This window comes from Nocardiopsis mwathae (assembly GCF_014201195.1).
GTDB classification, from domain to species: Bacteria; Actinomycetota; Actinomycetes; order Streptosporangiales; family Streptosporangiaceae; genus Nocardiopsis_C; species Nocardiopsis_C mwathae.
On sequence record NZ_JACHDS010000001.1, the window covers coordinates 3,337,142 to 3,357,988 of the forward strand.

Below are 20,847 nucleotides of genomic sequence, written 5' to 3' on the forward strand. Positions count from 1 at the left end.
CGCTACCGGGGCAAAGTCCTTGATCGCGGTCGCCCACGTTCCCCGCTGGAGGTCACCCATCCGGTGCGCTCCGCGTGGGCGCCGACGGCCTCGGGCCGAAGTCCGCGCGTCCGTCCGGATCCGCCTGCGCCGTACCGCTCCCGGGTACGGCCCCTTCCCGCCCGGTGTACCGGGCGGCCGCCCTCTCGGCGGCGAACGGGTCGGCGATCGCGGCGGACACCCCGTCAAGAGGCCCCTGCGCCAGCCGGGTCATCACCGGTGATGACAGCGGCGCGAGGTCGGCCACCTGACGAAGGCCGGTCACCACATCGTCTGGTCGCACGGCAGGTGTCGTGTGCCGAACAACCATACGAAGTATGGTATATGTCACATCTTGTCCCATTGTGGCGCGATCGTCCACTTCCAGTCGGACGACCGCCGAACGGGTGTCGAAGCGTCGGCGGCCCTTCTTCGTCAGCCGCTCCACTTCGACCGTCTCGGCCGCGAGGTACGCGGCCGCTGCCGCCGCAGCGTCGTCGGGGGCGACGCCGGGCAGCTCCACCTTCCACTCCGATGCCTCCAGGCGGTCCGCCAGACCACCCGCCGCCGCTTCCACGACCTCGGTCACGTCCAGCCCCTCGGGCATGGCGCCGTCCAGCCGGACACGCACCTGTCCGGGGTCGCAGGGCTCGGCCAGGGTCAGCTCGAAGTACTCCGCCTCGCTGGCCACCCCGGTGGGGGCGGCTCCGGTGTAGGAGATCTTCGGGTGCGGCGTGAACCCCGCTGAGAACGCGACGGGGACCCCGGCCCGGCGAAGGGCCCGCTCCAGCGCGCGGGCGATATCGCGATGGCTCGCGAACCGCATCCTTCCGCGCTTGGCGTAGCGAACGCGCAGCCGCCGACCGGCCTGTCCTGTGGAGGGCGAGGTGGTGCCCTCAGGTGCGGGGGGCAGCGCTACTCCTTTCCTCGATGCCTCCCGGGGGGTGCGGGGATTCCTCCCTGACACACCCACCTGGGAGATTCACGTCCTCTTCAGCCTACGGTGCGCGCCGGGTACAGCGCGCCATCGGCTCGGGGCGAGTGCCGATCAGGCGCTCACCGTCGACGTATCGCCGGGGGCGCCACGTGTCTCGAAGGGCGCACCCCTTACCTCTAGAGCTGTTCCCATCGACGCGATACTTGAAAAGCGGACCGTCCGTTGCTTCCGACACAACCGGACCCGCCCGGAACCGGCCGTCGCGGACGCGGCTGACCTGGGGCGGCATACCGGCCGCGGATCTCCGCCGAGATTTTTTCGATTCCATGCCAACCTCAGGCGCCCCCAACCCGTCCAACTACGCGTATGGCCCGGCGCGAGCGGGGCGCCGGGCCATACCTCGTTCTCCCATCTCTCACGTCCACGGCCCGTATGGCCGGTTCCGGCCGCCCGTGCACAGTGCCCCCGGCCCGGCGGCAGGCCACCGGTGGTCAGACCACCGACAGCGGAAGAAGCTTCCTCTTGTCCCCCGGGCCGATCTGGATCTCGGTCCCCATGCTCGGGCAGACACCGCAGTCGTAGCAGGGGTTCCACCGGCAGTCGTCCACTTCCAGCGACTCCTCGCCGTGCAGCGCGTCCCGCCAGTCCTGCCACAGCCAGTCGCGGTCCAGCCCGGCGTCCAGGTGGTCCCAGGGCAGCACCTCGTCCTCGTCGCGCTCCCGCGTGGTGTACCAGTCGAGGTCGACCGGCTCGGCGGCCAGCACCTCGGCGGCCGCCTCGCACCAGCGCTCGTAGGAGAAGTGCTCGCTCCAGCCGTCGAACCGGCCGCCGGCGCGCCACACCGCCTCGATGATCCGGCCCACGCGGCGGTCGCCGCGGGACAGCAGGCCCTCGATGATCGACGGGCTGCCCTCGTGGTAGCGCAGGCCGATCGACTTGCCGTAGCGGCGGTCGGCCCGCAGTGCGTCCTTGAGCCGGTGCAGCCGCGCGTCGACGACCTCGGCGGGCGTCTGGCCGGCCCACTGGAACGGCGTCTGCGGCTTGGGCACGAACCCGCCGATGGAGATCGTGCAGCGGATGTCCTTGCGGCCGGTCACCTCGCGCCCGGTCCTGATGACCTCGGCCGCCAGTTTCGCGATCGCCAGGACGTCGGCGTCCTCCTCGGTCGGCAGCCCGCACATGAAGTACAGCTTGACCTGGCGCCACCCGGCGGCATAGGCGGCGGTGACGGTACGGATCAGGTCGGCCTCGGTGACCATCTTGTTGATCACCCGGCGCATCCGCTCGCTGCCGCCCTCGGGCGCGAACGTCAGTCCGGAGCGGCGGCCGTTGCGGGTGAGCTCGTTGGCCAGGTCGATGTTGAAGGCGTCCACCCGGGTCGAGGGCAGGGAGAGGCCGGTGTTGGTGCCCTCGTAGCGGTCGGCGAGGTCCTTGGCGATGCCGCCGATCTCGCTGTGGTCGGCGCTGGACAGCGAGAGCAGGCCGACCTCCTGGAAGCCGGAGGACCGCACGCCCTGCTCGACCATCTCGGTGACGGTCTCCTTGCCGCGCTCGCGGACCGGGCGGGTGATCATCCCGGCCTGGCAGAAGCGGCAGCCGCGGGTGCAGCCGCGGAAGATCTCGACACTGTAGCGCTCGTGCACGGACTCCGCGATGGGCACCACCGGGTTCTTGGGATAGGGCCAGTCGTCGAGGTTCATGACGGTGTGCTTCTGCACGGTCCACGGCACGCCCGGGCGGTTGGGCTCGTAGCGCTCGATGCGCCCGTCGGGGTGGTAGCCGACGTCGTAGAACCGGGGCACGTACACACCACCGGTGGCGGCCAGGCGCAGCAGCAGGCCATCGCGCCCTTCAGGGCGCCCTTCGCGCTTCCACTCCCGGATGATCTCGGTGATGGCCAGCGCGATCTCCTCGCCGTCGCCCAGCACCACGGCGTCGAGGAAGTCGGCGATGGGCTCGGGGTTGAACGCCGAGTGGCCACCGGCCAGCACCACCGGGTGGTCGTCGGCACGGTCGGCGGCGTGCAGCGGGATCCCGGCGAGGTCCAGCGCGGTGAGCATGTTGGTGTAGCCCATCTCGCTGGCGAAGCTCACACCGAGGATGTCGAACGCGCCCACGGGGCGGTGGGCGTCGACGGTGAACTGCGGGATCCGGTGCTCGCGCATGAGCGCCTCAAGGTCGGGCCACACGGCGTAGGTGCGCTCGGCCAGCACGCCCTCGCGCTCGTTGAGGACCTCGTACAGGATCTGGATGCCCTGGTTGGGGACGCCGACCTCGTAGGCGTCGGGGTACATCAGCGCCCAGCGGACTTCGGCTGCGTCCCAGTCGCCGACGACGGAGTTGAGTTCCCCGCCGACGTACTGGATCGGCTTCTGTACCTGCGGCAGCAGGCTCTCCAGTCGCGGGAAGACGCTCTCGATGGGCATTGGTCCGGTCCCTCGTCAGATCCTGCGGTCAATGGGTGGGGTCGACGCGTGGTCGAACGAATTCCTCCCAGCTTAGCCACCGGGTCGGCCGCCGGGGGACGTCGCTCCTGACAGGGCGTGCGGTGCCGGTCAGGTGAGGTCGCGCACCACGGCGTCGGCGAGCAGCCGCCCCCGGCGGGTCAGCACGGCGCGGCCGGCGGCGTGCGCGTCCACGTCCAGCAGGCCGTCGGCGACCGCGCGCTTCGCTGCGGCACGGCCGGCGTCGTCGAGCAGGGCCAGCGGGCAGCCCTCGGCGATGCGCAGCTCCAGCAGGATGCGCTCGAAGCGGCGGGTCCCGGCGTCCAGCACCTCGCGGGCGTGGCCGGGGCTCACGCCCTCCGCCAGGCGTGCGGCGTAGGCGGCCGGATGCTTGACGTTCCACCACCGGGTGCCGCCGATGTGGCTGTGCGCGCCGGGGCCCACACCCCACCAGTCGCCGCCGGTCCAGTACAGCCGGTTGTGCCGGCTCCGGGCTGCCGTGCCGCGCGCCCAGTTGGACACCTCATAGGCGTGCAGGCCGGCCTCCGTCAGCGCGTCGTCGGCGGTCACGTAGCGGTCGGCCATGGTGTCCTCGTCCGGTGGGCTGAGTTCGCCGCGGCGGACACGGGCGGCCAGCCGGGTGCCGTCCTCGACGATCAGCGAGTAGGCCGAGACGTGGTCGGGACCGGCGCCGATGGCGGACCGCAGCGAGTCCTTCCAGTCGGCGTCGGTCTCCCCGGGGGTGCCGTAGATGAGGTCGAGGTTGACGTGCTCGAACCCGGCCGCGCGGGCCCAGGCCACACACTGTTCGGGACGGCCGGGGGTGTGGCCGCGCTCCAGCACCTCCAGCACGTGCGGGCGGGAGCTCTGCATGCCGAAGGAGACGCGGGTGAACCCGGCGGCACGCAGCCGCGCCAGGGTGCCGGGGTCCACGGTCTCGGGGTTGGCCTCGGTGGTGACCTCGGCGCCGGCCTCAAGGCCGAACTCGGTGTCGATGGCGGCCAGGATGCGGCCCAGGTCCTCGGGCGGCAGCAGGGTGGGGGTGCCGCCGCCGACGAACACCGTGCTCACCGGGGTGTCGACGGCGCCGAGGACACGGCGGGCGAAGCGGATCTCGGCGACGGCCTGCTCGGCGTAGGTCGCACGGGAGGCCAGCGCGCCTCCGTCGCGGGAGCGCAGCTCGGCGGCGGTGTAGGTGTTGAAGTCGCAGTAGCCGCAGCGGGTGGTGCAGAACGGCACGTGCACGTAGAACCCGAACGGGCGGCGCCCCAGGTCGGCGGTGGCCTCGGCGGGCAGCACGCCGTCGGCGGGAACGGGATCGCCGTCGAGCGGAACGGAAGGCATACCTCCAGTGTCGGTGATCGACGGGACTCACCGGTCCCCGCGGCCGATCCCGGGGAGATCGGGGGCGGGAGCCGCCCGTGGACCCGTGGACCCCGATATCGCCGATATCCCCGAGGGCCGTCAGGCGCGGCCGAGCTGCGTGGCGACCTTCGCGGTCACCTCTTCCCACTTCGCCGCCCGGCCGGGCAGCTCCAGCACGCGGTGGAGCAGGTCGATGTCGCGCTCGTCGTAGGCGCGCGCGGCGGCGTACACGGTGATGTCGTGGTCGGGGCGCTCCACGGTGACGGTGTCGCCCGCGCTGAGCTCCCCCTCCTCAAGGACGCGCAGGTAGACGCCGGTGCGGGCCTCGTCGGCGAACCGCTTGACCCACCGGGGCTCCTCCATCCAGGCCTGGAAGGTGCGGCACGGGGTGCGGGCAAGGGTGGCCTCCAGCACCACGGTGCCGATGCGCCAGCGCTCGCCGATCAGGACCTGGGCGAGGTCGATGCCGCGGGTGGTGAGGTTCTCGCCGAACACACCGTCGCGCAGCGGCCTGTCGAGGCGTTCCTGCCACACGTCCAGGTCCTCGCGCGCATAGGCGTGGATGGCCTGGTCGCGGCCGCCGTGGTGCTGCCGGTCGCCCTGCTCGTCCCCGGCCACGCCGAGCGCGTGCACGGCGACGGCGCCCTCCACCGGGCGCTTCTCGATGGCGGTGGGCTTGTCCTTGACCGCCCACGCGGTGGTGACGGCGCGGCCGGTGTTGACGGATCGGACGGCGGGGAGACGGGGTGTGGAAGGCATAGGAGAACGTTAGGTCAATCCGCGGCCGACGGCACCCGGATATCCCCGGCGGTGCCCACGGGGGCGGCGCCGGTGGAGCCCCGGACCACGAGTTCGGGGTCGAAGAGGTACTCGGCGTGCGTCGCCGCGGAGGCGTGTCCGGCGATCTCGTCGCACAGGGTGCGCACCGCGGCCAGCGCCATCGCCTGCACGGGCTGGCGGACCGTCGTGAGCGGCGGGTCGGTGAACGCGATGAGCTGGGAGTCGTCGTAGCCGACGACGGAGACGTCGCCGGGCACCGACAGGCCGCGCTGGCGGGCGGCGCGGATCGCGCCGAGGGCCATGAGGTCGGAGCCGCAGACCATGGCGGTCACCCCGCGGTCCAGCAGCCGGACGGCGGCGGCGTGGCCGCCCTCGACCCCGAACAGGGAGGGCTCCACCAGGCCGTCGGCGGGCAGCCCGTGGCGGCCCATGGCCTCCCGGTAGCCCGCAAGCTTGCGCTGGACGGGGACGTAGCGCTCGGGTCCGCTGGTGAAGCCGATGCGGGTGTGGCCGAGGGCGGCGAGGTGGTCGACGGCGATGCGCCCGGCCTCCCGGTCGTCGCAGGAGACGAAGGCGGCGGGTACGTCCTCGGCGTAGCCGTTGACGAGCACGATCGGCAGCCTGCGGGCGGCGATCCGCCGGTAGCGCTCGTGGTCGGCGGTGGTGTCGGCGTGCAGGCCGGAGACGAAGATGATGCCGGAGACGTTGCGCTCCATCAGCAGCTCGACGTACTCGTCCTCGGCGACCCCGCCGGGGGTCTGGGTGCACAGCACGGGGGTGTAGCCGTGCTGGGCGAGGACGCCCTCGGCGGCCTGGGCGAACATCGGGAAAACGGGGTTCTCCAGCTCGGGGACGACCATGCCGACCAGTCCGGCCGAGCGCTTGCGCAGCCGCGCGGGGCGCTCGTAGCCGAGCACGTCGAGCGCCGTGAGCACGGCCTTGCGGGTTTCGGCTCCGACCCCCGGCTTGTCGTTGAGGACCCGGGAGACCGTCGCCTCGCTTACGCCCGCGTGCCGCGCGATATCGGCCAGTCGTGGACCCATGGCAGCACTCTAATGGAAAAACCCCCGCCAACTATCTGCAAGAACCGGGTAATCTTGCGCAAGTCCTTGCAGTCCGTGTTCGTTCGGGCCGGAGTGCCCTCGTCACCACTCCGGCAAGAGAGGGGACCGCCCCATGCCGCAGACGCCCTCCTCCCCGCCCCCCGCCCCCGCCGCGGCGCGCCGGGACTGGTGGCGCGACGCCGTCATCTACCAGATCTACGTCCGCAGCTTCGCCGACTCCGACGGCGACGGCGACGGCGACCTGCCGGGCATCCGGCAGCGCCTGCCCGAACTCGCGGCGCTCGGCGTCGACGCCGTCTGGCTCACCCCCTTCTACCGCTCTCCACTCGCCGACGGCGGCTACGACGTCGCCGACTACCGCGACGTGGACCCCCGCTTCGGCACCCTGGCCGACTTCGACGCGCTGACCGCGGCCGCGCACGACCTCGGCCTGCGCGTCATCATCGACATCGTCCCCAACCACACCTCCTCCGCCCACCGCTGGTTCACCGAGGCGGCGGCCGCCGAGCCCGGCGGCCCGGAGCGCTCGCGCTACATCTTCCGGCCCGGCCGCGGGGCCGACGGCGACCTGCCGCCGAACAACTGGCGGTCCATCTTCGGCGGGCCGGCCTGGACCCGGCTCAAGCGGCCCGACGGCACGCCTGAGGAGTGGTACCTGCACCTGTTCGACGCCGAGCAGCCCGACCTCGACTGGACCTCCCCCGAGGTGCACGCCGAATTCGACGACGTGCTGCGGTTCTGGCTGGACCGGGGCGTCGACGGGTTCCGCATCGACGTGGCCCACGGCATGGTCAAGGACCCCGCACTGCCCGACATCGCCCCCGGGCAGAAGGCCGCGCTGCTCGACGGCGAGACCCGGCTGCCCTACTTCGACCAGGACGGGGTCCACGACATCCACCGGCGGTGGCGGCGCATCGCCGACTCCTACCCGGGCGGGCGCGCCCTGGTGGCCGAGGCGTGGGTGCAGGACGCCGCCCGGGTGGCCCGCTACCTGCGGCCCGACGAGCTGCACCAGGCGTTCAACTTCGAGTACCTGACCGCGGAGTGGGACGCGGCCGCACTGCGGTCGGTCGTGGATGCGTCACTGGCGGCCAACGGCTCCGTCGGCGCCACGACGACGTGGGTGCTGTCCAACCACGACGTGACCCGGCACGTGACCCGGTTCGGCGGCGGTGAGGCGGGGCTGCGCCGCGCCCGCGCCGCCGCGCTGCTCACCCTCGCGCTGCCCGGCTCGGCCTACCTCTACCAGGGTGAGGAGCTGGGCCTGCCGGAGGTCGCCGACCTGCCGGAGGACGCGCTGCGCGACCCCACCTGGGAGCGCTCCGGGCGCACCGAGCGCGGCCGCGACGGCTGCAGGGTGCCGCTGCCGTGGGAGGGTGGCGAGCCCCCGTTCGGGTTCGGCCCCGCGGGCACGGAGCCGTGGCTGCCGGTGCCCCCGGCGTGGGGGGCGCTGACCCGCGAGGCCCAGCGCCACGATAGGGACTCCACTCTCACGCTGTACACGGCCGCGCTGCGCGAGCGGCACGCCCACCCGGCGCTGGGTGATGGGGCCATGGAGTGGGCGGAGGCGCCCGAGGGCGTCCTGGCGTTCCGACGCGCCCCCGGCTTCGCCTGTGTCGTCAACCTGACCGGTGAGACCGTGGCCGCCCCCCTGCCGGGCGAGGTGCTGCTGTCCAGCGGTCCGACCGGACGCCGCGGGGCCGACCTGCTGCTGCCCGGCGACACCGCCGTGTGGCTCCACGCCTGACCGGCCCTCTCCCCGCCCCTTCGTTGATCTCGGAGATATTGGGGCCTCAGCGGCGATTTTTACCCCAATATCCCCGAGATCAACGAAGGGAAGCGGCGCGGGCGGGCCCTTTCCCGGAGCCCGCCCGCGCAAACGCCGCTACCTCGGCTACTTCTTCTTGCCGTCCTTGTCGCCGCCCTCCTCGGTGGACAGAGCGGTGATGAAGGCCTCCTGGGGCACCTCGACCCGGCCGACCATCTTCATCCGCTTCTTGCCCTCCTTCTGCTTCTCCAGCAGCTTGCGCTTCCGGCTGATGTCACCGCCGTAGCACTTGGACAGGACGTCCTTGCGGATGGCCCGGATGTTCTCCCGGGCGATGACCCGCGATCCGATGGCGGCCTGCACCGGCACCTCGAACTGCTGCCGCGGGATGAGCTCGCGCAGCTTCTTGGTCATCTCCGTGCCGTAGGCGTAGGCCTTCTCCTTGTGCACGATCGCGGAGAACGCGTCGACGGCCTCGCCCTGCAGCAGGATGTCGACCTTGACCAGGTCGGCCGCCTGTTCGCCGAAGGGCTCGTAGTCGAGCGACGCGTAGCCCTTGGTACGCGACTTGAGCTGGTCGAAGAAGTCGAACACGATCTCGGCCAGGGGCAGCGTGTAGCGCATCTCCACCCGGTCCTCCGACAGGTAGTCCATGCCCTGGAGGTTGCCGCGGCGGTTCTGGCACAGCTCCATGATCGGACCGACGAAGTCGGCGGGGGCCAGCAGCGTCGCCTTGACGACCGGCTCGTGGACCTCGGAGATCTTGCCCTCGGGGAACTCGCTGGGGTTGGTCACCGTGTGCTCGGTGCCGTCCTCCATGATCACCCGGTAGATGACGTTGGGCGCGGTGGAGATCAGGTCCAGGTTGAACTCGCGCTCCAGCCGGGCGCGGGTGATCTCCAGGTGCAGCAGGCCCAGGAAACCGCAGCGGAAGCCGAAGCCGAGCGCTGCCGAGGTCTCCGGCTCGAACACCAGCGCGGCGTCGTTGAGCTGGAGCTTCTCCAGAGCGTCGCGGAGCACCGGGTAGTCGGTGCCGTCGATCGGGTACAGCCCCGAGAACACCATGGGCTTGGGGTCCTGGTAACCCGCCAGCATCTCGGTGGCGCCGCGGGCGGCGGAGGTGATGGTGTCACCGACCCGCGACTGCCGCACGTCCTTCACACCGGTGATGATGTAGCCGACCTCGCCGACGCCGAGCCCCCCGACCTTGGTGGGTTCCGGCGAGATGACGCCGACCTCCAGCATCTCGTGGGTGGCGCCCGTCGACATCATCTCGATGCGCTCGCGGGTGCTGAGGTGCCCGTCCACCACGCGGACGTAGGTGACCACGCCGCGGTAGGTGTCGTAGACGGAGTCGAAGATCATCGCGCGGGCGGGGGCGCCGGCGTCGCCGACGGGGGCCGGGACGCGCTGCACGATCTCGTTCAGCAGCTCCTCGACGCCCACCCCGGTCTTGGCGCTGACCTTGAGGACGTCGGAGGGCTCGCAGCCGATGATGTTGGCGAGCTCGGCGGCGTACTTCTCCGGCTGGGCGGCGGGGAGGTCGATCTTGTTCAGCACCGGGATGATCGCGAGATCGTTCTCCAGCGCCATGTAGAGGTTGGCCAGCGTCTGGGCCTCGATGCCCTGGGCGGCATCGACGAGCAGGACGGCGCCCTCGCAGGCCGCCAGCGAGCGGGAGACCTCGTAGCTGAAGTCGACGTGGCCGGGGGTGTCGATGAGGTTGAGGACGTAGGCGGTGTCGTCGAGCGCGGTGAAGGGCAGGCGCACCGCCTGCGACTTGATGGTGATGCCGCGTTCGCGCTCGATGTCCATCCGGTCGAGGTACTGCGCGCGCATCTGCCGGTCCTCGACGACACCGGTCAACTGGAGCATTCGGTCGGCCAGCGTCGACTTGCCATGGTCGATGTGCGCGATGATGCAGAAGTTCCGGATCAGCGCGGGATCGGTCCGGTTCGGCTGTGGCACCGTGCTCCGTTCACAGGTCTCGTACGTCGTGTGGGACATGCCGGGTCGGGCGTGGCGGCCGCGGGCGTGGCGCGGAATGTCGCCGTCTATGATCCCATGACCCCCGTGGGCCCTCGCCCCGGTGGCGGGGACCGCCCGGCACACTCAGGCTAAGCGACGACCGGGAAGTGGTGGACATCGGTGAAGTGGCTGCTGAGCAGGATCCTGGCGGGACTGGCCGCGGTGCTGGTCGTCGCGGCGGGGGCGGCGGTGCTGCTGGCGGCCCAGTATTCGGGCACTCCGGCGCCGTGGGCGGCGTCGACGGGGCACGACGCGGCGTGGCTGGGCGGCCCCTGGGCCGCACAGGACGTGGACTCGGACGAGTACGCCACCCTGGCGTCCCGGGTCGAGCGGGGCGGGATCAGCGAGCTGTACGTGTACGTGGGTGAGATCGGTGCGGACGGGACGCTCGCACCGGAGGGATACGCCGAGGCGGAGCGCTTCCTGCGGCGGGTCGGCGAGGAGCTGCCCGATGTGCGCGTGCTCGGCTGGATGAACTTCACCGGGGACGGGTCCTCGCTCGTGGAGGACCGGTTCGACCGGGAGCAGCGGGCCGCCGTCGCCGCCGCGGCCGGTGCGGTGCGCGATGCCGGGTTCGACGGCGTGCACCTCGCGGTCTCCCCGGTCACCACCAACGACCCGTCGCTACCCCGGCTCATGGGCGAGGTGCGCGAGGCGATCGGCGACGACGCCCTGCTGTCGGTGCAGGCCCAGCACGTGGAGCTCGTGCCGGGCGCGCGGGTGCCGTCGTTCGTCTTCTCCGGGCGGGAGAAATACTGGTCGAAGGGGTATCTGGCGCGGGTGGCCGGGCCGGCGGACATCGTCGTGCTTCCCGGGCACGGCTCGGGGATGCCGGTGTCGTCGCTGTACGGAGGATTCATGGTGCGCCAGGTCACCCAGGCGCTCGGCGCGCTGGACGGGCCGGAGGCGCAACGGGACGGCGAGGACGCGGTGGCGGTGCGCTTCGGCGCGCCCGTCTTCGAGGACGAGGCGTGGGGGGAGCCGTCGGGCGGGGAGAGCGTCGCGACCGCCACCGAGGCGGTGCGCATCGGACTGACCGACCACGGCCGGCGGGACGACGTCGGGATGGCGGTCTACCTGCTCGACGACGCGGACGAGCAGGCGTGGGATGCGTTCCTCACCGGATGGGTGGACGTGGCCGACGAAGCGGACCGCGCGGACTGAGCGGACTGAGCGGACTGAGTGGACTGAGTGGACCGGGGGGACCGGGGGGACCGGGGGGACCGGGGGGACCGGGGGGACCGAGCGGCGGCGACGCGGTCAGCCGGGTGTCGCGACCACTCTCCGGGCGGATGCATAATGGAGGTTCCGTGTCTCGGACGTTCCACGTTCGGTTTTGAGCCCTTCGGTTCACATACCTGGCGTTACGGCGTGCCAAGGTCACTGCCGCGGATCGGCTGCCCGCGGTGCGGGACCGGGCCCGGCGGCGCAATGATCAGAATTTACTGGAGCACGTTTTCGCATGGCGAACATCAAGTCGCAGAAGAAGCGCAACCGTCAGAACGAGAAGCGCCGGATGCGCAACCAGGCGGTGCGGTCTGAGCTGAAGACCGTCATCCGCAAGTTCCGCGAAGCGGCCGAGGCCGGGAACGTCGACCAGGCCGTCGAGACGCAGCGCCACGCTGCCCGCAAGCTCGACAAGGCCGCGAGCAAGGGCGTCATCCACCGCAACCAGGCGGCGAACCGCAAGAGCGCCATCGCCAAGCGGCTCGACCAGCTGCAGAAGAGCGCCTAGTCGACGACGGGTCCTTCCCACGTCGGCCCCCGCCCCATCGGCGGGGGCCGACGTGTTTTTCGTGCCCCGACCGGCCCGAACCCCGCACGCCACACCTCACAGCCGACCCGGACCTACGAGCGTCCGGCGCGCCACGCATCGTCCGCGCCGCGGCAATGCCGCGATCAGCGGCCCCGCGCCGCTCTGCGGGCATGTGACGCCACCCCTTGCCCTCTCCCGCCCGTCCACCCGGCGGGCGCGCAGCGCGGAAGCGGCCCCGCCCGCCCCAGGGCAGCGGAGACGGTTATCCACAGCCGGAAGAATTCCTCCTGACCGCGTCCGGAGCCGGTTCCTAGCGTGGATCGCATGTCCACTTCATCGCGATCCCGGCGTTCGTCCCACGCCACCCCCATGCGGCGGCTGCAAGCCCTGACCTCCGACGAGGAAGGGGCGGAGGCCGCCGCGCCGCCCGCGCCCGCCGACGGTGCCGGTGGAATCGGAGAAGCCCCGGTCACGGTCGGTGAGCCGCCACCCGACCCCCCGCTGGTCGGCGACATCCCCGTCCCGCCCTACGCGGTCCAGGCGGCGGAGGCCGCCACGGACCCCGACGCGCCCCGCCACGAGGCGCGCGACGAGCCGGAGTCCGCGCCGGACGCGGATCGGCTGTCGGACACGGGACACCGACCGTCCCCGCGGCCCGCGGCGGCACGGGACCCGCGGCCACGTCGGAATACCGAATCCGAGGCCGGCACCTGTGCCCGCCGACCTCCGGACCAGGACACCGCCCACGACGAGGACGAGGGCGAAGACCGGCCACCCGACGACGTGCCCGAGGACCGGCCGCCGCGCGGATACGTCGAGGTGGACGCCGCCCCGGAACCGCGGTCACGGCTCGCGGCCCTGGCCGGCTCCGCCCTCTCGTCCCTCTCCGACCGGCCCCTGCTGAACCGCAGCGGGGTGCAGGCCCTCCTCGCCGTCTGCGCCTTCGCCATCCTGGGCACCGCGTGGTTCCTCCTACAGTCCCGGCCCGACGCCACGCCCGCCCCCGAGCTGATCTCCGACACCGAGCCCGCCGCCGCGTCGGCCGGGCCATCCCCCGGAGCCACGGCGTCACCCAGCGGCGAGGTCATCGTCCATGTCGGTGGCACGGTCGAGCGGCCGGGCGTCTACACCCTGCCCGCGAGCTCCCGGGTGGCCGACGCGATCGACGCCGCCGGGGGCATCACCGCCGAGGCCGGCGCGGAGGAGGACACTCTCGCCCTCAACCTGGCCCGCCCCCTCGTCGACGGTGAGCAGATCCTCGTCGGCGTCACCCCCTCGCCCGCCGTCGCCGCCCCCGATACCCCCGCCGGTTCCGGGACGGCCGCCGCACCCGGCGGACCCGACCCCCAGGGACTCATCGACCTCAACTCCGCCACCGCACAGGATCTCCAGGCGCTCCCCGGGATCGGACCGGTGCTGGCCGACCGCATCGTGGAGTTCCGCGACGCCAACGGCGGGTTCGGCAGCGTCGAGCAGCTGCAGGAGGTCAGCGGCATCGGTGAACGGCGCTTCGCCGACCTGCGCGACCGGGTCCGGGTGGGGGCCTGATGGCATCCTGGCTCGGCACCGACGCGGCCGGTCTCGGCCAGCCCCGCGACCTGCGGCTGCTGCCCCCCGCGGTGGCCACCTGGCTCACCGCCCTGCTCCTGCTCGACGCTCCTTCACCCGTCGCGGTGGGCGTCGCGGTGGGCGCGGGGTGCTGTGCCCTTCTCCTGCTGCCGTTCCTCCGGCACGGGGCGGCCGCCGAGGCCGTGACCGCCCCGCTCGCCGCGGTGCTGGCGTGCGTCTGCGCCGCCGCGCTGGTGGTCGGCGCCAGGGTCGGCACGGTGCGGGCCGGTCCCGTCACCGCCCTCGCCGAGCAGGAGCGGCGGGCCGAGTTCGCCGCCGAGATCACCCTCGACCCGCGCCTCCGGGAGGGCATCCTGCGCCCGGGGCGGGCCGAGTACGTCATCGAGGCACGCACCACCTGGGTCCAGGTCGACGGCCGACGGGTCGCCGCCCGGGTACCGGTCGTGCTCCTCGCCTCCGGCGAGGAGTGGCGGCGCCTGCTCCCCAGCCGCCAGGTCCGCGCCACCGGGGCGTTCCTGGCGACCGACGACTCCCTGACCGGGGCGCTCATCGCGGTGCGCGGACCGCCCCACGAGGTCGGGCCGCCGACGGCCGCCCACGCCTTCGCGGGGTTGGCCCGCGAACGGCTGCGGGAGGCGTGCGCGTCCCTGCCCCAGCCCGAACGCGGCCTGCTTCCCGCTCTCCTCGTGGGCGACACCTCCGAGCTGCGCCCGGAGACCGCCGAGGACTTCCGCGCCACCGGGATGACCCACCTGCTCACCGTCTCCGGTTCCAACCTGGCCATCATGACCGGGGCCGTCCTCGGCCTGGCCCGCTGGCTGCGCTCGCCCACCTGGTGCACGGTCCTCGGCGGGGCCGCGATGATCGTCGTGTTCGTCCTGCTGGCACGGCCGGAGCCCAGCGTCGTCCGCGCGGCCTGCATGGGCGGCATCGCGCTGCTCGCGCTGGCGCTGGGGCGCCCGCACGCCGGGATCGCCGCGCTGAGCGCCACCGTCATCGGGCTGGTGCTGTTCGAGCCCTCGCTCGCCGACTCCTACGGCTTCGCGCTGTCCGTGCTGGCCACCGGCGGAATCCTGCTGCTCACCCCCGGCTGGACCCGGTCCTGGTCGCGTCGGATGCCGCACTCCCTGGCCGAAGCGGTCGCCGTGGCGCTCGCCGCGCATGTGGCCTGCTCACCCGTCCTGGTCCTGCTGTCCAGCGAGGTCAGCTGGGTCGCCATCCCGGCGAACGTGGCAGCCGCCCCGCTGGTCGGAACGGCCACGGTGCTCGGATTCTGCGTGGCCGTCGTCGCGCTGGTGTCGCCCCCGGTCGCCGCGGTCCTGATCGGGTTCCCGGGGTTGGCCGTCTCGTGGATCGCCGCCGTCGCCGAGGCGGGCGCCCTCGTCCCGCACGGCGGTGTCCCCTGGCGCCCCGACCTCTCCGGCGCACTGGCCCTCGCCGCCCTGATCGCCCTCGGCCTGCTCCTCCGGGGTCGCGCACGCCGGGTGGCGGCCGCGCTCGCGCTGTCGGTCGGCGCCGCCATCGCCCTGGTCGAGTGCGCCTCCCCGGCATGGCCGCCGCGCGGCTGGGCCGTGGCCGCCTGCGACGTCGGCCAAGGCGACGCCCTGGCCCTCGACGCGGGCGACGGCGCCGCGGTACTGGTCGACACCGGACAGGACCCCGGCGCTGTGGACGGCTGCCTCGACCGGCTCGGCGTCCGCGAGGTGCCCCTGCTGATCCTTTCCCACGACCACGCCGACCACGTCGACGCCGTCCCCGCCGTGCTGCGGAGCCGAACCGTCCACGCGGCCGTCGCGCCCCCGGGCTTCGCCGACGGCACCGTCGGACGCATCCTCCGGGCCCACGGCGTTCCCCTGCACGCCGGGGTGGCGGGGCGCACCCTGCGTGCCGGCCCCTGGCGGCTCGCCATCCTGGCACCCGAAGCCGGTGCCGTCGGCAACCTGAACGACCGCAGCCTGGTACTGCGCGCCGAGCGGGAACCGGCCTCCGATTCCGCCCCGGCACCTCTCTCGATCCTGCTGACCGGCGACATCGAAGAACCCGCCCAGCAGCGCCTCGCCATGTCGGACACGTCACTGGACGTCGACGTCCTCAAGACCCCGCACCACGGGTCGGCGACCCAGGAGCCCGCCTTCCTCCGGGCGACCCGCCCGGTGATCACCCTCACGTCCGTCGGCGCGGACAACTCCTACGGCCACCCCCACCCCCGGACCACTGCGCACCTGGAGGAGCTGACGACCGCCAACTACCGCACCGACCTGCACGGCGACATCATCGTCGGCACCGGCACCGACGGCCTCGCCGTGACCTGCGAGCACGGCTGCGACACCACGGCACCGGAACCCTGACCAAGGTGTCGTTCGCGCACCGGTACGTCCCTCGGACGTGGCATGCTGCATGCATGGGCTCCACCTCCGTCTCACCGATCACCGCCGTCGTCGGCGACGAAGAACTCCTCGTCGACCGGGCGGTGGCCGAAGTCGTCGCCGCCGCACGGGCCGATGACCCCGACGTGGACGTGCACGACCTGGTCCCGGGCCAGGTCACGGCCGGGAAGCTGGTGGAGGTCACCTCGCCCTCCCTGTTCGGGGAGCGCCGCGTCGTGGTGCTGCGCTCCGCCCAGGACCTCACCAAGGACCTCGCCGCCGAGGTCACCGGCTACCTCAAGGCCCCGGCCGACGACGTCATCATGGTGCTCGTACACGCCGGCGGTGCCAAGGGCAAGGCGCTGCTGGAAACCGCGGTCAAGGCGGGGGCCCAGCGGATCAACTGCCCGAAGCCGACCAAGGCGAACGAGCGCCTGCAGTTCGTCAAGGGCGAGTTCTCCCGGGCCGGGCGGCAGATCACCGCGGACGCCGCACAGGCGCTGCTGGACGCGGTCGGCAACGACCTGCGCGAACTGGCCGCCGCCTGCACCCAGCTGGTCGCCGACACCGAGGGGCGCGTCGACGCCGCCGCCGTCGCCCGCTACCACTCCGGCAAGGCCGAGGCATCGGGTTTCACCGTCGCCGACCGCGCGGTCGAAGGGCGCCTTCCCGAAGCCCTGGAGCAACTGCGCTGGTCCCTGGCGGTCGGCACGGCCCCGGTGCTGATCAACAGCGCCCTGGCCGGAGCCGTCCGCGGCCTGGCCGTAGCCGCCCAGCCGCCCCGGGGCATGTCCGAGGCCGAACTCGCCAAGCGCGCCAAGGTCCCGCCGTGGAAGCTGAAGACCCTCCGTCAGCAGGCCCGCGGCTGGTCCCCCCAGGGCGTGGCCCGCGCCATGGAGGTCATCGCCGAAACCGACGCCCTCATCAAGGGCGCCGGCCGCGACCCCGCCTACGCCCTGGAACGAGCCGTCATCGAGATCGCCTCCGCCCGCGGCCGGCGCTGACCCCCGGCCAGGAGTACGGGAACCGATCACGGGGGTCGACCTCACCACCGGCGCGGTGACCTTGTCCGCGGACCGGAGGGTGGTGCCGGCGCTCGGGGAAGGCGCCTCGTCCGCGGTCCACAACCGCGAGTCCGGGCACTCGGTGGAAGAGAGCGGCATGGGGTCGATAGGGATGTCCGTAAATGGGGTTGTGGATTCTCTGCATTAACAAAGGTGAGGATAATTCGCCTCAGCACCCGCAAAGCGGTCATCGACCAGGGGCGCCAAAAGTTCACCAGAACCCACGCGATATCCTCTTTGGCGATGGTTCTTCTCTGGAAGAAGCGCCACATCATCACTCACGATGACATCGTTTGATGGAATCGCAGGGGGAGCGGCGCGAACATGGGCCATCGAACGGAGTTCGGCGTCCTGAATGCGGAGGATCCCCGAACGGAGCGCGAAAGGAGGGTGACTCACTGAGCAGGCGTTCCACCCGGCTCGACCGCCCCAGGGGGGCACTTTCGTCGCAGACCAGTCAGACGGTCTAGATTTTTCCGCAGACGACCTCATAGAGTGATCTTCAGCCCCGACCTGATCGTCGGACAGTCTCACCAGCTGACCGGAATCCACGTGCGGGGCCGGCACTCCCGACCGGGCGAATCCGACAGGACAGACCCGACCGGAACGTCACATCCGGATAATCCCATCATAGGTTCGGCTAATAACTTGGAGTTCGTCCATGGTTCCCTCCACCGGCCTTCTTCCGTTTTCACGCTGCGTTCACGGACGCGGCCGCGTCCGTACTTCCGGATCCCCTGAACCATCGCGCGCCAGCGGTGCGCGGTCATGAGTGCCGAGGGGCTGAGGGACTACGTCTTCGGTCCCGGGTTCTTCTGGGATGTGCTTCGCACGTCCGAAGTGCCGATGGCCCACCTGTTCAGCCACGGCGTGGGACGGTCCTTCGCCCCGGGGGAGGACGTGGCCCGGCAGGGCGAGCCCGTGCGCAGGGTCTTCGTCGTGCACTCCGGCTACCTGAAGGTGTTCGCGCGCTCCCGGGACGGGGAGGAGATCCTGTCCGCGATCTTCGGTCCGCGCGACCTCGTCGGCGCCGCCAGCTCGGCGCTGCGGCCACCCACCTGGCGGCACACCGTCCGCGCCGCCGGTGAGGTGCGGGTGACGGCCATCCCCCGCCGGTACTTCCGCATCTTCCTGCTGGACCACCCGCGGGTCGCGCTGGAGCTCAACGGCTACATCGCCCACCTGCTCAGCGACTCCGACCAGCGGTTCCTCGACATGAGCACGCGGGGGATCGAGGCGCGCCTGTCCCGGCTCCTGGCCACCCTGGCCGAGCGGTTCGGCTACGAGGTCGACGGCGGCACCGAGATCGCGGCGCCGATGACGCAGAAGGAGCTGGCCTCCTTCATCGGCGCCTCGGAGGTGTCGGTGTCGCGAGCGCTGCAGCAGCTGCGCCGGGACGGGGTCGTCGAGACGGGGTACCGGCGGCTGCTGGTCCGCGACCTCCCGGCCCTGGAGGCGGGGACGGTGGCCGTCGGCCGTGATTCCGACCGCGGTTCCGACGCCGATGGCGCCCACGGCTCCGGGCGTCGGCGCCGGGAGGCGGCACTGGAACAGGGGCAAGTGCGGAGGCAGGCACGGGGGGCCGCTCGCTGATCGGGCGCCTTCGCCGGGGAGGTTTCCTCTTATGGGCACTCTTATGTGGATATTAAATTGAATTGCCTCACGTGATGCAATTGGCCTTACATTCCCTCAGGCGACGTGATGTCATGGGTTCGCACTCCGAGTTCTTAGCCGAACCTACGATGTGCACAGGGGGCGGGTCAGCAGGATGGTAACCCGCTTGACCTGCCCCTTCTTCGCTTGACGCGCCGGATTCACGATTCGCGTGAACGGAATAATCCTCGAATCCCACTAGAGAAATTCGTAGTCGGCGGTCTACGCTGCCCCCAACACCGGTCTGAAGCGATCGGCCTCACCAGCCACCCGTGATCGTATTCAGACTCCGCAGGTTCGGCACAGGAACAGGAAGCGGAGTTTTTTCATGGACGTCGAACGTATCGTCATGGCCGCGGCTGCGGCCGTGGTCGTTTTCGCGGTCATCGGCCTGGTCGGTTATACGATCCACCGGTTGACCCACGCCGGGGACGGCGCCGGGCGTGGCGCCACCCTCCGGGTGACCGCCGTCGCCATCGTCGGGGTCATCGGTGCGATCACCGGGCTGGTCTACGGATTTCCGCCGGTCATCGAGGCTTTCGGGGTTTTCCTGGGCCAGGAGTGAGGCCGATCGGCGCCGCGATCGGGGGGCTCGGCGTGTCCGCCGCGGCCGTCGGCCGCGGCTATCGGATGGTTTCGCCGCCTCGCCACACGCGCAGGGTCTTCAGGCCGTAGGACCACGCGAAGGCGCCCTCGTGATCGGCGTCCCACTGAACGATGTCGGCGAAGGCGCCCGGGGAGAGCACACCGCGGTCGGTGACACCGAGGGCGAAGGCGCCGCCGACGGTGGCGGCTCTCAGGGCTTCGAGAACGCTCATGTTGAACATGGCGATGGCCAGGGCGATCGCCATGGGCAGCGAGGTCAGGCCCGACTGGCCCGGGTTGTGGTCGGTGCCCAGGCCGACCGGGACACCGTGGTCGAGCAGGGCGCGGACCGGCGGGTTGCTGTGCTCGTGCAGGGACGTCGTCGGGCACACCACGACCGGGGTGGTCGTCTTGGCCAGGGCGAGGATGTCCTCCTCATCGGTCTCGTGGACCAGGTCGACCGACGTGCACTGCAGGTCGGTGGCCATCCGGACCGCGCCGTGCCGGGGCTTGGCGCAGGCGTGCATGTGGGTCTTGAGCCCCGCACCCTGGCCCGCGGTCAGGAGCCGGTGCGCGTCCTCGGCGGTGAACTGCTGGTTGTCGCAGTAGACGTCGACGCCGTCCGCGCCGGCCTGGACGGCGTCGCTCAGCCAGGAGCACACCGCGTCGACGTAGTCGTGCGGGCGGCCGAAGTACTCCGGCGGCACCGCGTGCGCGGCGAAGAAGGTGGCGTGCAGCCGGGGCATGCCCGGCTCCTCCTCCAGGGATCGCAGCAGCCGGATGTCGGACAGCTCGCCATCGCGGGTGAGGTGGTAGCCGGTCTTGGCCTCGACGGTCGTGCAGCCCGACAGCACCCAGTGCCGCAGGCGCTCGCGCACCGCGTTGCACAGGGTCCATGGGTCGGTCCCGCGTGTCACGGTCACGGTGGAGGCGACGCCGCCGCCCGCTCCGGTGATCTCGGTCTTGGAGGCACCGCTGGCGCGCATCGTGATCTCGGCGTACCGGTTGCCCGCGTAGACGGGGTGGCAGTGCGCGTCGATGAGGCCGGGGGTGACCAGCCCACCGCCGAGGTTGTCGACCTCGTCCACGTCGACGATGTCATCGACGATGCCGGGAAGCCGCTGCGGCAGCTCCGCTGCGGGCCCCACCCACGCGACGCGATCGTGCTGGATGAGCATGGCGGCGTTGCTGAGGAGGTCGGTCCCGGTCCACAAGCGCCCGATGTTCGTCAGCAGTCGCACTGTCATCGTCTCACCGGCCTGCCTCTATGTTCAGCACCGCGCCGGGGCGGGCATTACGGCAGGTCGGAGCAGGAGGGAAGACATAAGCGACCTCGATCTCGACTGGGCCGGAGGGGGTGGGAAACGGAGGCGGCGGGGCCGTCGGCTCACGCTCCTCGTGCCGGTGACTCAGAACCGTAGTTCATCGGCGGACCGTGTGTACACCTCTT

General features: G+C 71.8%; 15 protein-coding genes. 8 read left to right on the plus strand and 7 right to left on the minus strand.

Going from position 1 to position 20,847, the window contains the following annotated elements; all coding sequences use genetic code 11:
* Positions 1-52 precede the first annotated feature (52 nt).
* The 5 genes from HNR23_RS14405 to HNR23_RS14425 form a co-directional block, all read right to left on the minus strand.
* Positions 53-844, minus strand: a complete 792-nt coding sequence (locus HNR23_RS14405; RefSeq protein ID WP_184076063.1) for a TIGR03936 family radical SAM-associated protein — start codon at positions 842-844, stop codon at positions 53-55.
* A gap of 602 nt (positions 845-1,446) precedes the next feature.
* The gene (locus HNR23_RS14410) at positions 1,447-3,381 is read right to left on the minus strand and encodes a TIGR03960 family B12-binding radical SAM protein (RefSeq protein WP_184076064.1); all 1,935 of its coding nucleotides are present in this window, start codon (positions 3,379-3,381) and stop codon (positions 1,447-1,449) included.
* A 129-nt stretch (positions 3,382-3,510) separates the two neighbouring features.
* Entirely contained in the window at positions 3,511-4,743 is a 1,233-nt protein-coding gene (hemW, locus tag HNR23_RS14415) for a radical SAM family heme chaperone HemW (RefSeq protein WP_184076065.1), read from the minus strand.
* A 120-nt stretch (positions 4,744-4,863) separates the two neighbouring features.
* A complete protein-coding gene (locus HNR23_RS14420; RefSeq protein ID WP_184076066.1) occupies positions 4,864-5,523 on the minus strand; it encodes an MOSC domain-containing protein in 660 nt (219 codons plus the stop codon).
* Between the two features lie 14 nt (positions 5,524-5,537).
* Positions 5,538-6,587, minus strand: coding sequence for a LacI family DNA-binding transcriptional regulator (locus HNR23_RS14425; RefSeq protein ID WP_184076067.1), 1,050 nt, complete (start codon positions 6,585-6,587; stop codon positions 5,538-5,540).
* A gap of 133 nt (positions 6,588-6,720) precedes the next feature.
* Here HNR23_RS14425 and HNR23_RS14430 point away from each other — a divergent pair, with 133 nt between their 5' ends.
* The gene (locus HNR23_RS14430) at positions 6,721-8,355 is read left to right on the plus strand and encodes a glycoside hydrolase family 13 protein (protein ID WP_184076068.1); all 1,635 of its coding nucleotides are present in this window, start codon (positions 6,721-6,723) and stop codon (positions 8,353-8,355) included.
* Between the two features lie 147 nt (positions 8,356-8,502).
* Here the strand turns inward: HNR23_RS14430 and lepA are convergent, their stop codons facing one another.
* Complete coding sequence (lepA, locus tag HNR23_RS14435) at positions 8,503-10,344, minus strand: translation elongation factor 4 (RefSeq protein ID WP_184076069.1); 1,842 nt, start codon at positions 10,342-10,344, stop codon at positions 8,503-8,505.
* Between the two features lie 180 nt (positions 10,345-10,524).
* Here lepA and HNR23_RS14440 point away from each other — a divergent pair, with 180 nt between their 5' ends.
* From HNR23_RS14440 to HNR23_RS14470, 7 genes are all read left to right on the plus strand, one after another.
* Positions 10,525-11,568 (plus strand): hypothetical protein, encoded by a 1,044-nt coding sequence (locus tag HNR23_RS14440; protein WP_184076070.1) that lies wholly within the window; start codon positions 10,525-10,527, stop codon positions 11,566-11,568.
* 298 nt (positions 11,569-11,866) lie between these two features.
* A complete protein-coding gene (rpsT, locus tag HNR23_RS14445; RefSeq protein ID WP_184076071.1) occupies positions 11,867-12,139 on the plus strand; it encodes a 30S ribosomal protein S20 in 273 nt (90 codons plus the stop codon).
* Positions 12,140-12,484: 345 nt separating this feature from the next.
* Entirely contained in the window at positions 12,485-13,708 is a 1,224-nt protein-coding gene (locus tag HNR23_RS14450; protein WP_246421751.1) for a ComEA family DNA-binding protein, read from the plus strand.
* Positions 13,708-16,077, plus strand: a complete 2,370-nt coding sequence (locus tag HNR23_RS14455; protein ID WP_184076072.1) for a ComEC/Rec2 family competence protein — start codon at positions 13,708-13,710, stop codon at positions 16,075-16,077. The genes HNR23_RS14450 and HNR23_RS14455 overlap by 1 nt, the downstream gene beginning before the upstream one ends.
* A 53-nt stretch (positions 16,078-16,130) precedes the next feature.
* The gene (gene holA / locus HNR23_RS14460) at positions 16,131-17,099 is read left to right on the plus strand and encodes a DNA polymerase III subunit delta (RefSeq protein WP_184076073.1); all 969 of its coding nucleotides are present in this window, start codon (positions 16,131-16,133) and stop codon (positions 17,097-17,099) included.
* An 828-nt stretch (positions 17,100-17,927) separates the two neighbouring features.
* Entirely contained in the window at positions 17,928-18,752 is an 825-nt protein-coding gene (locus HNR23_RS14465) for a Crp/Fnr family transcriptional regulator (protein ID WP_184076074.1), read from the plus strand.
* 388 nt (positions 18,753-19,140) lie between these two features.
* Positions 19,141-19,377: a hypothetical protein gene (locus HNR23_RS14470; RefSeq protein ID WP_184076075.1), complete on the plus strand. Its 237-nt coding sequence runs from the start codon at positions 19,141-19,143 to the stop codon at positions 19,375-19,377.
* A gap of 58 nt (positions 19,378-19,435) precedes the next feature.
* Here HNR23_RS14470 and hutI read toward each other — a convergent pair whose 3' ends face one another.
* The gene (hutI, locus tag HNR23_RS14475; protein WP_184076076.1) at positions 19,436-20,644 is read right to left on the minus strand and encodes an imidazolonepropionase; all 1,209 of its coding nucleotides are present in this window, start codon (positions 20,642-20,644) and stop codon (positions 19,436-19,438) included.
* Positions 20,645-20,847: the final 203 nt, after the last annotated feature.

Bases quoted from the DNA above. Each gene is read 5' to 3' on its own strand.
- HNR23_RS14405 (WP_184076063.1), bottom strand. From the start codon at position 844: ATGCGGTTCGCGAGCCATCGCGATATCGCCCGCGCGCTGGAGCGGGCC.
- HNR23_RS14410 (WP_184076064.1), bottom strand. From the start codon at position 3,381: ATGCCCATCGAGAGCGTCTTCCCGCGACTGGAGAGCCTGCTGCCGCAG.
- hemW (WP_184076065.1), bottom strand. From the start codon at position 4,743: ATGCCTTCCGTTCCGCTCGACGGCGATCCCGTTCCCGCCGACGGCGTG.
- HNR23_RS14420 (WP_184076066.1), bottom strand. From the start codon at position 5,523: ATGCCTTCCACACCCCGTCTCCCCGCCGTCCGATCCGTCAACACCGGC.
- HNR23_RS14425 (WP_184076067.1), bottom strand. From the start codon at position 6,587: ATGGGTCCACGACTGGCCGATATCGCGCGGCACGCGGGCGTAAGCGAG.
- HNR23_RS14430 (WP_184076068.1), top strand. From the start codon at position 6,721: ATGCCGCAGACGCCCTCCTCCCCGCCCCCCGCCCCCGCCGCGGCGCGC.
- rpsT (WP_184076071.1), top strand. From the start codon at position 11,867: ATGGCGAACATCAAGTCGCAGAAGAAGCGCAACCGTCAGAACGAGAAG.
- HNR23_RS14450 (WP_246421751.1), top strand. From the start codon at position 12,485: ATGTCCACTTCATCGCGATCCCGGCGTTCGTCCCACGCCACCCCCATG.
- HNR23_RS14455 (WP_184076072.1), top strand. From the start codon at position 13,708: ATGGCATCCTGGCTCGGCACCGACGCGGCCGGTCTCGGCCAGCCCCGC.
- holA (WP_184076073.1), top strand. From the start codon at position 16,131: ATGGGCTCCACCTCCGTCTCACCGATCACCGCCGTCGTCGGCGACGAA.
- HNR23_RS14465 (WP_184076074.1), top strand. From the start codon at position 17,928: ATGAGTGCCGAGGGGCTGAGGGACTACGTCTTCGGTCCCGGGTTCTTC.
- HNR23_RS14470 (WP_184076075.1), top strand. From the start codon at position 19,141: ATGGACGTCGAACGTATCGTCATGGCCGCGGCTGCGGCCGTGGTCGTT.
- hutI (WP_184076076.1), bottom strand. From the start codon at position 20,644: ATGACAGTGCGACTGCTGACGAACATCGGGCGCTTGTGGACCGGGACC.